Origin of the sequence: Parabacteroides sp. AF21-43 (assembly GCF_003635435.1) — a bacterium.
In the GTDB taxonomy this organism is placed as follows: Bacteria; Bacteroidota; Bacteroidia; order Bacteroidales; family Tannerellaceae; genus Parabacteroides; species Parabacteroides distasonis.
The window spans coordinates 33,102-46,508 of sequence record NZ_QTMG01000032.1 but is presented as its reverse complement, the minus strand read 5'-3'; the positions used below and the strand labels follow the sequence as shown (position 1 = coordinate 46,508).

Sequence of the window (13,407 nt, the reverse complement as noted above, 5' to 3'; positions counted from 1 at the left end):
TTTAACATATTGTCCAGGATAATAGGCAAAGGGATTTTTCCGCAGTTGTGTAAAAGTGTCCCGGTTCAATGCCGGCCTTCACTAAAACGGTGTGCAAAAATAACGCCTGCCCGACGGATGCAGTCGAACAGGCGTATATATTTTTCCGAAAGTAGAATCAGATGCTCATATACTTCTTCAGTATCGCTTGAATCTCCTTGTTATGGCTGGTCAATATGTCTTCAAGAATGTTGTTTGCGATGTTGTGCATTCCTAATCCAGTGGCCATAGCAATCTGCTTCAGCTTTCTGTGGGTTTCGCTGGATATCCGGATTACTTCGGTGTTCTTTAATTTTCGCTCTTCCAGATATTCCGAGAATTTTTTTCCGCAGACTTTGCTTTCTTCTGTTTTTGGAGAAGACTGCACGGAAGGTTTGGATTCCGGCTTTTCCATTTGTTCCGGCTGAGGTTCTTGGACGGTTTCTTTGACTGGAGCCGATTCTTTCACCTCTTCATGGATGGGGTGCTCAATCGCAGGTTGGGGGATAGTGCTTTCCGCAACACTTCCGATCTGCTGGATTTCCTGCTCTTTCTTACTGGCGCTTTGCAGCAAGAGTTTTCTCATGGCGGCTGATGATGTCCTTTCTTTGTTGGTTGCCATAGCTTTATTCTCCTATATGGTTACAGATTAATTCCAATACCTCTTCACAGAAAGCATCACAGGGATGATGGTACGCTTTACTCAGCGTACTTAAATTGCGTTGATAGTCAACCCTTGAATCCTTGATGTAGTTTTGCATCAACTCGAAAGGCAAGGTTTTTTTATTTTTCAAAATTTCTTTGAACTCCAGCACATTCGGAAGAACACGGTTCATAACACCACGCACGGTAGTCTTTTTACCAATCTTTCGACGGCTTTCGATAATCCCTTCATAGATGTTATAGTAAAAGGTCAATGTAGGTCTTAAATCGGTCTGGTTCGGTTCGAAGGGAATGATGATCACGTCAACGAAGTGCAGCGTTTCAACTACACCGTTTTGTTTCAGGTTACCCGGAAAATCGACAAGTATAATGTCGTAATTGTCCTGAAGGAAATCCAGTTGGTTGATGAACTCTGAGGAAGAGATATTGATAACCTCATATTCTTCTTCCTTTTTCATGATTCCGTCCTCGGCTTCGTCCTCACGTAATTTTCCGATAGTGTTCTGCATGTCGTCGATATCCACCACGGCAATGGATAAGCCCCCCTCTTCGTTTGACTGCGAATGAATATAACCTGCAAACAAAGCTGTCAGCGTAGACTTCCCTACCCCGCCCTTGGGATTCTCAAAAGCTACGACTACTCCTGGTAATATTTGTCCCATAATGTACGTTTTTAAGTATGTGCGCAAATATATAAATAATAAATTAAATAATTGCATACTTTTATAATTAATTTATTATACACTTTTTTACTTAATTGTATAAGTAATTACATATATAAATATAAATATAAATATGTACATACTTAATCTTATAATTAAGTATGTATGTTCATACTTTGTAATAATATAATTAGTAATTATGTATTTTGTAACTAATGGCTTTCCGTTCGCCTGTTACAATGTGCGTAGTTACTTTGTAACAAAGTGAGCGGTTAATCTGGATTAAGAAATCAAGACTTTTGTCTGGTTTTGTTTCACAGCTGAGTATTATTGTATATCTTTGCTAATGCAAGGTATGTTTTTGTGGGTACAAAAAACCTTGCGACAGCCGAGCTGCCGACCAATGTTCGTTACACTCACATACTCTGTATATATGAAAGAGAATCGAGATATAAGTATAAAGATCCGCTTGACGGAAGCCGAGAAAGAACAGCTTCTTCAACGTTCAAAGGAAGAGGGAAAATCCCTTTCTTCCTTTATCAGAGAGTCTGCCTTGAAAGGCAGAAGCATATCGAAAACCGATGTGCAAATGATATATGAACTTCGTAAAATAGGAGCCAATATCAACCAGCTTGCCAAACATATCAATACGCTTCCGTCCGATGAAAATATATTGTATTCATTGGATCGGATTAACCAATACCTTTCGGATGTAGAAACCATTAACCGGAAATTGTTATGATAGCCGAGATACAACCTTCTTTCTCATCCCACCTGTCCATGAGCCGGAAAATTGAATACCAGCTTTCCAAGGTCAAGGAAGGAAACGGAAAAGTGCTTTACACCTCCACTGGTGACGAACTGGCCGCCATGCCAGCCTACATGAAACTTATCTCCCAGTTGAATGACCGGGTGAAACTACCTTATGCGGAATTTATTCTGAGCCTCTATCCGGGAGAAAGCCTTTCCGATGAACAGTGGCTTTCTCTTGCCGGGGAATATATCGAGAGGATGGGGTACGGAAAGTCCTGTTATGCCGTTGTCCTAAATACCGACAAGGCACACAGCCATGTGCATGTGCTGCTGACCACAATTGATGAAGAAGGCAAAAGCATTCCTTCCGGAAATAATTACAGCCGTTCCGAAAAGATCTCAAGGGAACTGGAGCAGAAGTACGGTCTGTTGCCTTTGGAAAGGGAAGGAGGCAAGAGAACCACGTTGGGAGAGGCGCAATACCGTAACTATTATTTCGATGCGGCCTTGAAGAAAGCCATGCGTAGTTATAATTACAAGGATAAGGTATCGGCTGTCCTGGAACAATCCGATACATACCGGTCTTTGAATAAACCCTTGCAAGAAATAAAATTGGCCAATGAAGAATGGCGTGTCCTATTGGGGGATGAAAGCTATGACAACCTTTTCGCATTGCTGGAAAAAGGAGGTTTTTTCAACCCCTTGTTCAAGGATGAACTGTTACAACAGCTTGACCGCATCTACTCTTTTTCCGAAAGTACATCCGATTTCCGAAGGAACCTGGAACAAGAAGGATTGTATATGCGTCTGGTCACCAAGAAGGACAAATCCTATTATGTCTATGGCATCAAGGATTCAGGCTTTTACCTGAAGGACGTTTCACTTCCTCAGAAATATCGTTTTGGTAATATTCGTTTTGATGGCCGGGGCATGAGCGCCGATGAACAGAAGCATTATCTCTATGACCATGTGTTTAAGGCATTGAACGCTTCTTTAGGCTATGAGGATTTTAAGAAAAGGTTGGCGGAAGAATCGATCCGTGTGACGGAACATGTAAACAGCAAAGGCGCATACGGGATTTCCTTTTATATGGAAAACGTGGAAAATGCTCATGTCTTTAAAGGTGCGGATCTTTCCCGTAAGCTCACTTATCAGAATATCCAGAAGCATTTCGATGGTGTGGCTGTCGGTCTCTCGCCACATATCGATAGGGTAGGGGAGTTCCGTGAGCGGGTGGATCGTGAGGCTTTCTATATGCAGGGTGGGGGAGTTATGGCCATTCCGGAACTTGACATTACCGGCAGCGGGAAGAAGTCGCAAGAGGATGATCTCATACCGTCCAAAAAGAAACGGAAACGCAAGAGTGGTCCCGATTTCTCATTATGATGAATACTAACTTAATATATTTGCTTTATGAATTATCAGACCGTTTTACAGAATTATCATCCCACTGAACAGGGGGATTTCATGTTGAGATATGAGATAGGTGGCCGGGGATATGTCGTTTACTCACCGGAGAAGGATGCGTTGTCTTGTATTGAATTACATGGCTTTTCCGAGCTTACTCCTTGGCAATTGGCTTTTGTTCTTTCCTTGGATATGCAGCAGATGAAAGAACAGGACGAGCTTTCTCTCTTCGTATGTTGTAAGCGAGAAAAGCTCTTGTCTTATCTTTTCGATGTGGAGGAAAGCGAAACCGTCTTGAAGACAAAGCACGTGTCCGGTTGGCAGGGCTATCTGATGATGGATATCCATAAGCCGGACAGGGTACGGAACGTGTTCCAGTTCCATCCGGAAACGAAAGAAGCCCGTTTGGTCTTTGATAACCGTTTATGTGTCGCTTCCCTTCGTGAGAAAGAAAAAGGAAAGCTCATCCATCTCTGTTGGAGTCCTTCTGTCTTTGCTGCCATCGATAAGGGAGGAGAGCGTACCGCACCGGCTTATCTGTTGGCTTCTGATGCTGCCTTGTTGCATGGGTATGCCATGAAACAGATTGCGGAATGCTTTGCCGGTACACCGGTTGAAGAACGGGTTATCGGTATTCATGTAGGGGATAATGTCTATGAGGCCTTGTCTTTTGTGTGCTATTACGTCCGTAACGTGCAGGATGAATATTTGGTTATTCCTGAGCGGAAAGATGGGATGGTGATTCTTGAAACCCCGAAATGGAATCCGATACGCCAGGCTAACTTCGTGGCTTCACTGAACAAGATGGCGGTTGACCAGGCGAAGAAACGCTATCCGGAAATGGAGGTTCCGAATGAACGGCCATTCACGTGCCTCTCTTTTGCCCGGAAGTCTTTCGTCTATTTCCCGGATCTGAAGGTGTATCAGGAGGTGTTCTTGAAGATGTATTTGGGGTTGGTGAGGTTACAGGAGGTGCATTTGCTGGGGTAAGGAACAATTGCAGTGCTGCTTATAAAATAGTGGCACTACTATTGTTAGAGTACTTCTATCATTCCTTTGGTTACGGCATCGGCCAGTAGTCTTTTTACAATCCTGCCACTGGGAGGATTGGTTATCCCAAGCGTTATCTCAACCCTGTTTGATAGAGGATGATAGTGCAGGTATTGGAGGATTTCATCTTCAATAGTCATGTTATAATTCTTTTATCGGGACAATTTTGCCTGATATTTATGCTTTTGTTTATTGTTCTGTCCCGATAGAGATTATTTTGGATGGACAAAGAAACGCTATCCAGAAATGGAGGTTCCGAATGAACGGCCATTCATGTGCCTTTCTTTTGCTGGAAGTCTTTCGTCTATTTCCCGAGTCTGAAGGTGTATCTGGAGATGTTTTTGAAGATGTATTGGGAATTGGTGAGGTTACAAGAGGCGCATTTGTTGGAATAAGGAAAAGGGTGCATCTAATGCCCAATTTGAAAGGATCACCTGCTACAGATAACTGTAACAGGGATATTATCCTTAAAAAAGTGAGTTAGATACACCATTTTAAAGTGCTTCTGTTATTTCTTTGTTTACGGTGTTGGGGAATAATCTTTTTATTACTCAGTTATAGGGAAAATAGGTCTGATATTTATGTTTGGATTATATACTTTGAGGATAAGTGAAGAAAGATATCTGAAGGTGGATTCTTTTATTTAGAGTTCCTTTTAGAATAAGATTTCGCCAAACAGAAATATATTTAGAATTGTTTCTCATAAACCTCAATGCTGCAACATTGAAGTCCAATCTGTAAGCTTGATATCTTATACATTTATTCTTATTTCCAACTTTTCATATAGCACAACTGCCTTTATCAGAGGCAGATTCTCCTTGCAGAACCATGGAAAATCGATACATCTGAAATCGACATGGCTCTCCTCCAGCAGATTGAGAAAACGGATGTCGTCTATCATCCCTTTTAAGGAAACGAACAGGAGAGGTATCTTTTTTCTTTGGCAAAAAAATAGCGCCTTCTGTAGTTCCGCATATGCGATGGCTTGTTCATCCTTGCTAGTGGAATCATTTCTCTTGTCAAAAAAAGACAACTGGACTTTTAATGAATTATGTTGTTGGAGGTATTCCGCCAGCTGTTGCTGTGCTTCAGGAGAGCTGGCATCTCCATACAGTATTATATCACTATATTGCTTCATATCGGGTATTTGTTCCGGTTGTACGCTCCTTTTTTCCAAAGGCACCCCTGCATATTCTTTCAATAGATGCTGCTTCGTGATCTTTCGGGGTTTCTCAACGGAGTAGAATGCATATCTGAATATAAACTGAGTCCCTTTCTTCTGTACGGATTCCTGTTCCAGGAAAAAAGAATTCAGGCGTATCTTGTTTTCTTGAAGGATATGTTTGGGAATATCTTCCTGATAGATATCGGTCATGTATTGAAGGATGGTCTTTTTCATTAGAAAAATCAATGAAAAGGTTCATTACCAGTATTTATAATAAGTTTTTCCAACCCATTAATTTTTGCGTAATGCTGTTTCTGCGGTTTAGAATCTGAAAACGAAGCTACTTTCGCAAGATCCTGTGTCCGGTATATATACTTACTTACATATGGATAGTGATATTTTATCATTTTACCGGCAAATACATTCCGAATGTTTTCCACATTGAGTACAATCTTGATCTTGTTGATAATAATCAATGCTATAGATTATCATTTCTTTTTCAATATGGATATCAGGTTGCCTAATTGAGGTTCGATAACTTTCTTGTAAACCAACTTCATTCTTTTGTCAGAGGTTTTAACGAAGGATTTTACCATTTATAGTCAAATTGTTCAATGTCTTCTTCTGCAAGTAGATTTCCGGACTGCACCTCGATGAACGTCAATTCAGAGATAGCCCTGACTGCATGTTTAACACCTTTCTTGATTGTAATCGTATCGCCTCTGCTGATAACCGACCTGATATCATCGAGTACCAGTTCTCCCTCGCCGTCGATAAACGTCCAGACTTCATCGCGATGGCGGTGTACCTGATAGCTGATACTCTTACCGGATTTGATTTTCAGTTGCTTGGTAAGTGATTTGTAACCGTCGGAAAACTCGGCGGTATCGACAACTTTGTATTCACCCCAGCGACGTTCTTCGAACATTGGCCGATGTTGTAGGCAGTCAGCGTAAGTTTTGATGTTCTCGCTTTTATCTTTGTCCGAAATTAGGATTCCATCATTTGATGCTGCGATAACTAGATTCCGTGTGCCAATGCACATGATTGGCAGTCCAAGTTCGTTGATGACGTGGGTATTTTCGGATTCTTCATCCATGACAACATTGCCCATGGTGTGTTCCGATAGTTCATCAGTCAACGTATTCCATGTACCAAGGTCTTTCCACTCTCCGGCAAAAGGTACGACGGCTACCGACTGCGCTTTTTCAGCGACTTCGTAGTCAAAACTGATTTTCGGAAATTCCCCATAGCGAGAACGAATTTCTGAAAAAGTGTCGGTTTTGATGTGTCGGGTTACAATATCTGTCATATACCCCAACCGAAAAGCGAATACGCCTCCGTTCCAGAAAGCACCCTCTGAAATAAGTTTCTCGGCAGTTATCATATCTGGCTTTTCCGTAAAGCGTGATACTTGAAATATTCCTTTGTTCTGTACATCATTGACTGGCACTACATATCCGTATTTTGCTGACGGATATGTGGGGTTAATTCCCATCAATACTAGTTCGGCTACATTGTTTTTCACTGCATCCGCTATCCTGCGAATCGTTTCAAAATAACCTGTTTCGGTATAAGGGTCGCAAGGCATGACGATTATAATCTCATCGGTGGAACATTTTCGTTTGTAGGCCAAATACGAGCTTGCGAGAGCGATAGCCGGGAATGTATCGCGACGCTCCGGTTCCGTAACTACAGGAATCTCTTCTCCAAGCTGGTTGATGATGATATCCCGTTGTGACTGGCTTGTTGCCACAGTAATCGAATCACAGATGCCGGTTTCTCGTAATTGCCGTACCACCCGCTGCACCATCGACTCTTTCGAGCCATCGGGCGCAGTCAACAGTTTGATAAATTGTTTTGACCGTGTATTATTGGAAAGCGGCCATAGGCGTTTACCAGAACCGCCGGATAACAGTATGATTTGCATAGATGTTATTTAATTCGATTTTTAATTTGCCGATAGTATTCTTCAAGCATCAATTTCCAAAATTTATTGCGTTCGTAACGTGATGTAATCATTGCCCTTGCATTCTTTGCCATTCTTTTTACCTCATTAGGATTATCCAAAAAATATTTCATGGCTTTATACAATGCGTGTTCGTCTTGTGGTGGAACAATTATTCCATTTTTGTTTTGAACAATTATTTCATTACAACCATTGATATCTGTAACGATTTGTGGTAATTCCAAGGCCCCAGCTTGCATGACAACATTAGGGAAACCTTCACGATAGGAGGGAAAAACAAAAGCCTCACACCCCATTAGATAGGGACGAACATCTTGTTGAAAGCCGACAAACTCAATGTGAGAATTTGTGCTAATCTCTTGTTTTACCCAATCATCAACCGGATAAAGGTTTTCTTCCATAAAGCCGATTAAACGTAATCCTATGTTAGGATAATCTTTCTGTAATCGAATAAAAGAAGCTACTAATTCATTGATTCCTTTCTCATAAAATATACGACCTACAAAACCAAACGTGAAATCGAAAGTTGAAATCTTAATATCTTGTGTAGCATTTCGCGAATAGAATGCCGTATCAATTCCATTTGAACCACCATTACCGATAACAAGCATTTTTTTAGGATTGCCGATCCCCATTGAACAAATAATATCACACATCTTTTGTGAATTGGGATATACATTTGTGGCACAAGCGTAAGTTAACCGTTCCGTAAAACGAAGAATTTGTTTTTTTATGCCCGTAGCCGTCGTCAATGGGAAGCCTGTTACCGTGTGCATACGGATCGGCACACGTGCTATCCATGCTGCTAACATACCCAAAAGACCAGCTTTGGGGGTGTGCGAGTGAACAATAGTCGGCTTCTCTTTGATAAAAAGTTTTACCAATTGGAAAAGAGTTATTAAATCGAAAATCGGATTTATGGCTCTTGACATTTTTACCGGAATACAACGTGCCTGTTGCTTCTGTAATTCCTCCCAACCTTCTCCTTTAGGGGCAACGGCAATGACATCGAAATATGCGGAAAAATAATTCAATTGACCTTGAAGTTGCCGGACTTGAAAATAAGCTGAATTTGTTATTTTGAATAATTTCTTTTTTTTCATTGAAAAGATTTTATTTTTTTTGCAGGAACTCCCCCATAAATAGAGAATGAGTCAACACTTTTATTAACCAAACTATTTGCGCCTATTATACATCTTGTATCAATGTGAACTCCACATAAAATCCTCACTCCACAACCAATCCATACATCATCATGGATAACTACCGTTTTTTTTAGGATTTCATTATATTTAATAGGTAAATTAAAATCAGAATAAGTGTGAGTACTTGTTAGTATTGAACTTGAATGGGCAATAGACACATTATTTCCGATCATCAATCCTCCGCTACATTCAAAATAACACATCGGATGAATACTGATATTATCTCCCAGTTCTAGTTTCTCTATGTTAGATATATATACATTTTCTTTAATTACAACATTATCACCGCATTTTTTTGCTAGATTTTTCACCAATATGTATCTAATCACAATACCAACTTTTCCTCCAATACCTCTTAAACTTACAAATAAAAAATTATTAAGTTTCCTAGGAAGATATGAATCTACTATAACGAATACCTTAATTAATGGTTTAATCCGTTTAAATAAAGTTCTACCGCTTAGATCCGACATGTCTAATATCTATATAATTGTTTTTTTTATCTTTCATATGAAACAAATAGCCAATAGGCATAAAAATAATATAACTAGAAATTCCTATTTGTTTTATTTTATTTTTCATTTTCAATTTAGAGCAAGGAGCAAAACGCCAGTAATTTATATGAGCTTTTATTTTTTTTAAATATGGAATATCTAGTGATGCCATTTCTGAATAAATTCTCATGGCATAATTAGGTGAATTCATTCTGTTTTTGATTGATGAAACAGATAAACCGTCTGATAAATACTCTGCGATGTATATTTTTTCATTAAAAAATAACATAAGGTAATTTTTTCCAATACGGTTTAGAACCAAACTTTCTGCACAAAATTTTTCTCCGGGTATATCGTCAAATAAATAATTTCTCAGGACTGATGTTTTAAAAACAAACGCAACATCCCCTTTTATATTTTTTATAATCCAATAGTTAATCCAAGAATCTTTTAAAATTTTCCATGTAACCTCTTTCCCTATACGAGAACCATCTGGAAAGCATTTCATACCACAAACTCCAGCAAATTTATCATTATTCTTTATATATTGATAATGAAAAACTATTCGTTCTATAGAGTCTTTTGTTAAATAGTCATCACTATCTACAATATAAAATAATTCTCCTTTTGCATGTAATACGCCATTGTTGATTGCTCTATGTTTTCCACCATTCTCTTGTTTGATGAAACGAATTAATATACGATCTTCATTTTGATAAGATTTTATAATTTCATCAATATCATCAGTGCTCCCATCGTCAACAATAATCCATTCAAAATTTTTATAGGTTTGAGACAACAAACTCTGATATAGATTTCCAATTAAATTCTTCCTATTATATACCGGTGTAAATACAGTAACTAAATCTTTCATAAAAATCTTTTTCTATTGTTTTGTATTTTATTTTATCCACATTACATAAGTGAACATATAATAACATAGAATAATCCATTTTATTCGTTCTCCCTGGTTATTTATTAAGTTATCTTTTAGCAAGGGATATATCAATACTATAGGATAAAGAAACCAAGATAGATAAGCAAATCTGTTATTATACGGTACATGAATGGTCAATAGCCAGAACGCATTACTTGCTATATAAGTATTAAATAAACGGATAAACAATTTGTCTTCGTAGCAATATGTATAGATATATTTCACTCCTGCGATAATGGGTATCAAACTATAAATAATGAAGTCCCAGCGAAATCCAATATTAGAGAACATTTGCTCCATGCCTTTATAAGACATATTCAAATATTCAGACATCCTTTTATCCTGTTCAAACCAAGGAATGTTTGTCAACAAAGTGGAGAAAGAATCACGTGCAACAAGCATAAGCAGGAAAAACGTTCCCCATAAGTATAAGTAGTGTTTGGGATTATTTGAAAGTCGGGTCAGCAAGAAACAGCCAATTGGCAACATGACGGATTGATGGAAAAGACATGCTATAATCCAAACAGGAATTCGTTTAATATCGTTGTTTGGAACAAGAAAAGAGAAGATAACTAACGATGTAGCTATTCCGTTACGCAGTCCATTTACTCCGTATCCCCAAAAACTCAAAGAACAAACGAACAACACTAGTGCTACAGCATATTGTTGTTTGAATCGTTTCTTTAAAGCAAAGAAAACAGGCAATATATATAATGAGCAAAGAACAAACCAATACCCTTTTAAATTGACGAGTTGTGAAAGCCAATAGGTAAGATACTCAAAACCAATATCTCTATCTCTTATAGCAACCGTACCATAGAAGGCTTTCTTTTGGAAAGCCATGGCATAAGCTGAAGTATCTCCAAAGTAGTGATAATCGGTCGGTCGGAAAGTTACATGAACATATACAATCAAGAGTAAAGCAAGGCTAAATATCTGGTTGTTGATATAAGGCTGTCTTACTGTTTCTGCCCTGACCGGTTGAATAGCGATGTAAACAACTAATAGCAGCAACAAGTTGTAATATAAGGCTATATATAGACTAATACTCATAAAATGACATCACAAATTTGGTCCACATAATGTTCCCACGTAATTTTAGCTTCTATGCGCCGACGTGCATTACGACCTTCATTTATAGCAAGAGATTTATCGTCGATTAACTTAATGAGTAAATTCTCCAATTCTTCGTGGGCGTCCTGATGTATCAACCAACCGCCATTATTCTCCTCGACAGCATCGGGAATGCCACCTGTACGAGTACCTATAACGGCGGTTCCACAAGCTTGCGCTTCGGCAAAAACAAGCCCGTATCCTTCTACATTCCTATTATCCGCTTCTTCACGTGTACAGAGAATGAATATATGCGAGGCTGAATAGAAATCGCAAAGTTTATTATCATCAATGAAACCTTCAAATGATACAATATCTGACAATCCTAAATCGGTAACCATCCGCTCAAGTGCACTCTTATATTTTCCTTTACCTCCGAGATGCAATCGCACTTGTTGCTTATACTTTGCCGGTAAAGAAGCTATCGTCCGGATAATAAAATCATGTCCTTTAAATTTTTCCAATCGAGAAATAGAACAGAGGTGTAGCAAGCCATCCTTATATTTTTCACAAGTAGGGCGAAAATGAATTGCATCAACCGCTAACGGAATAGCGATTGTTTTAGCATTTGGAGAACAATGTTTTACTAATGTCTCTGTATAATGACTGTTAGCAATCACGCAAGAGGCGTTTCTTAGTATAAAACGTCGATAAGTAGGCCAAATACAGCGTCGGAAAAAACTCTTTCCGGCAAGATATTCGGCTCCATGTGCCAATATATAGGTTTCTCTGTTTGACAATAGAGACAGCATTCCCTCTGGATGATAATTCCCGGTAATTACAATATCACCGGGAACAGTTTTTTTGCGTAAATACTTCAATGTACGCAACTCCAATATTCCTCTTCTTCCATGCAATCTCACCACATTATTATCCTCCTCTGCATCGGTAGAAGTACTTTGGGGACAAATGACTGTAACATTCAGTCCTTTTTTCTCTAAATATTTTTTCAGTTCAAAACAAAGCCTTGCAATACCACCATTACTTGGTGGATAATCATAGGTTACAATAAAAATGTGTTTGTTAGATGTTTGCATAATGAGTATATTTAGGAGTTAGTTTTCCTTTTTTATAACCTTCTTTATAAGTTTTTGCAAAAAGTCTAAACAGTCCGGGATTGCGGTAAGTAAAAGCGTATGATGCAACAAGACGCAACAAATAGATGTAAGCAGTCGGCCTATGATACCATTTGAGATGACGGCTAATCAATAAAGCCCGGTTATGTACTAATGAAGCAATATAGCGATTGATATCCAGAACCCTGCAACCGCCTGTATCAGCAGCCAAGTGCCATACATGAGCATCATAATTAAAAAAAACTTTGTATCCAAGTTCCTTTACTCGTAAACATATTTCGGTTTCTTCATATAGAGCAGCTCCATAATTCAAATATTCATCAACACCACCAACTTCTAAAAATATGTCTTTTTTTATGCTATAATTTCCACCTCCGCCATGATCTACATATTCTTTATGATTAATGTGGAATCCCCGTTCTGGAGTTGCCGTATAGAAATGGAACTTGCCTACATTTTTCGATTTGGGATTATTCTTATATTTTTCTGTAATTCCCCCTGCCACTACTGCGATATCAGGTTGTGACAAGAACTTGTAATGCTCTTTGAGCAGGTTGCAGTCACACTCGATATCATCATCTAGAAATAGGATGTAGGCGTATTGTGTGTGTTGCACACCGAAATTACGAGCTTCAGGTAGCCCTCTAAATTCAGTCACATGATAGTACTTAATCAATGTATCACTATCTTTTGCACGACTATACATAGTACTGTCAATGGCTGCCGATTGGTCTACAATAATTATTTCATACGGCTCCCCAAAATCTTGCTCTATTAAGCAATCAACTGTACTTGCCAGATAATCAGCCCGATTAAGTGTGGGCAAAATAATGCTTATCCCTTTTTGCATAAGGCGTTTATGAATAATATGAATCAAGAGTTAAGAAATTAATCA

14 protein-coding genes are annotated in these 13,407 nt (G+C 38.7%); 3 read left to right on the top strand and 11 right to left on the bottom strand.

The annotated features are described in order from the left end of the window. Positions 1-157 precede the first annotated feature (157 nt). Positions 158-640, bottom strand: coding sequence for a DUF3408 domain-containing protein (locus DWX84_RS18305; RefSeq protein ID WP_005868873.1), 483 nt, complete (start codon positions 638-640; stop codon positions 158-160). A 4-nt stretch (positions 641-644) separates the two neighbouring features. Beyond that, complete coding sequence (locus tag DWX84_RS18300; protein ID WP_005868872.1) at positions 645-1,343, bottom strand: ParA family protein; 699 nt, start codon at positions 1,341-1,343, stop codon at positions 645-647. A gap of 403 nt (positions 1,344-1,746) precedes the next feature. Here DWX84_RS18300 and mobC point away from each other — a divergent pair, with 403 nt between their 5' ends. The 3 genes from mobC to DWX84_RS18285 are packed head-to-tail and all read left to right on the top strand — an operon-like array spanning position 1,747 to position 4,493. Beyond that, positions 1,747-2,085, top strand: coding sequence for a plasmid mobilization relaxosome protein MobC (gene mobC / locus DWX84_RS18295; RefSeq protein ID WP_008770294.1), 339 nt, complete (start codon positions 1,747-1,749; stop codon positions 2,083-2,085). Further along, positions 2,082-3,482 carry a relaxase/mobilization nuclease domain-containing protein gene (locus DWX84_RS18290; RefSeq protein ID WP_005868870.1) on the top strand — a complete coding sequence of 467 codons (1,401 nt, stop codon included), beginning with the start codon at positions 2,082-2,084 and terminating at the stop codon, positions 3,480-3,482. The genes mobC and DWX84_RS18290 overlap by 4 nt, the downstream gene beginning before the upstream one ends. Positions 3,483-3,509: 27 nt before the next feature. Continuing rightward, complete coding sequence (locus DWX84_RS18285; protein ID WP_005868869.1) at positions 3,510-4,493, top strand: hypothetical protein; 984 nt, start codon at positions 3,510-3,512, stop codon at positions 4,491-4,493. Positions 4,494-4,537: 44 nt separating this feature from the next. Here the strand turns inward: DWX84_RS18285 and DWX84_RS21705 are convergent, their stop codons facing one another. The 9 genes from DWX84_RS21705 to DWX84_RS18235 all read right to left on the bottom strand — a co-directional run bounded on the left by DWX84_RS21705 (position 4,538) and on the right by DWX84_RS18235 (position 13,362). Further along, the gene (locus DWX84_RS21705) at positions 4,538-4,693 is read right to left on the bottom strand and encodes a hypothetical protein (RefSeq protein ID WP_005868867.1); all 156 of its coding nucleotides are present in this window, start codon (positions 4,691-4,693) and stop codon (positions 4,538-4,540) included. A gap of 611 nt (positions 4,694-5,304) precedes the next feature. Further along, positions 5,305-5,952 (bottom strand): hypothetical protein, encoded by a 648-nt coding sequence (locus DWX84_RS18275; protein ID WP_005868866.1) that lies wholly within the window; start codon positions 5,950-5,952, stop codon positions 5,305-5,307. Positions 5,953-6,307: 355 nt separating this feature from the next. Next, positions 6,308-7,648 (bottom strand): sugar phosphate nucleotidyltransferase, encoded by a 1,341-nt coding sequence (locus DWX84_RS18265; RefSeq protein WP_005868865.1) that lies wholly within the window; start codon positions 7,646-7,648, stop codon positions 6,308-6,310. A gap of 5 nt (positions 7,649-7,653) precedes the next feature. Next, entirely contained in the window at positions 7,654-8,790 is a 1,137-nt protein-coding gene (locus DWX84_RS18260) for a glycosyltransferase family 4 protein (RefSeq protein ID WP_005868864.1), read from the bottom strand. Further along, a complete protein-coding gene (locus tag DWX84_RS18255; protein ID WP_005868863.1) occupies positions 8,787-9,365 on the bottom strand; it encodes an acyltransferase in 579 nt (192 codons plus the stop codon). The genes DWX84_RS18260 and DWX84_RS18255 overlap by 4 nt, the downstream gene beginning before the upstream one ends. Beyond that, on the bottom strand, positions 9,346-10,260 hold the full coding sequence (locus tag DWX84_RS18250) for a glycosyltransferase family 2 protein (protein WP_005868862.1): 915 nt from the start codon (positions 10,258-10,260) through the stop codon (positions 9,346-9,348). The genes DWX84_RS18255 and DWX84_RS18250 overlap by 20 nt, the downstream gene beginning before the upstream one ends. A 27-nt stretch (positions 10,261-10,287) precedes the next feature. Next, entirely contained in the window at positions 10,288-11,376 is a 1,089-nt protein-coding gene (locus DWX84_RS18245; RefSeq protein ID WP_005868861.1) for an EpsG family protein, read from the bottom strand. Beyond that, positions 11,373-12,473: a glycosyltransferase family 4 protein gene (locus DWX84_RS18240; RefSeq protein WP_005868860.1), complete on the bottom strand. Its 1,101-nt coding sequence runs from the start codon at positions 12,471-12,473 to the stop codon at positions 11,373-11,375. Before DWX84_RS18240 ends, DWX84_RS18245 begins: the two co-directional genes overlap by 4 nt. Next, a complete protein-coding gene (locus DWX84_RS18235) occupies positions 12,460-13,362 on the bottom strand; it encodes a glycosyltransferase family 2 protein (RefSeq protein WP_005868858.1) in 903 nt (300 codons plus the stop codon). Before DWX84_RS18235 ends, DWX84_RS18240 begins: the two co-directional genes overlap by 14 nt. Positions 13,363-13,407: the final 45 nt, after the last annotated feature.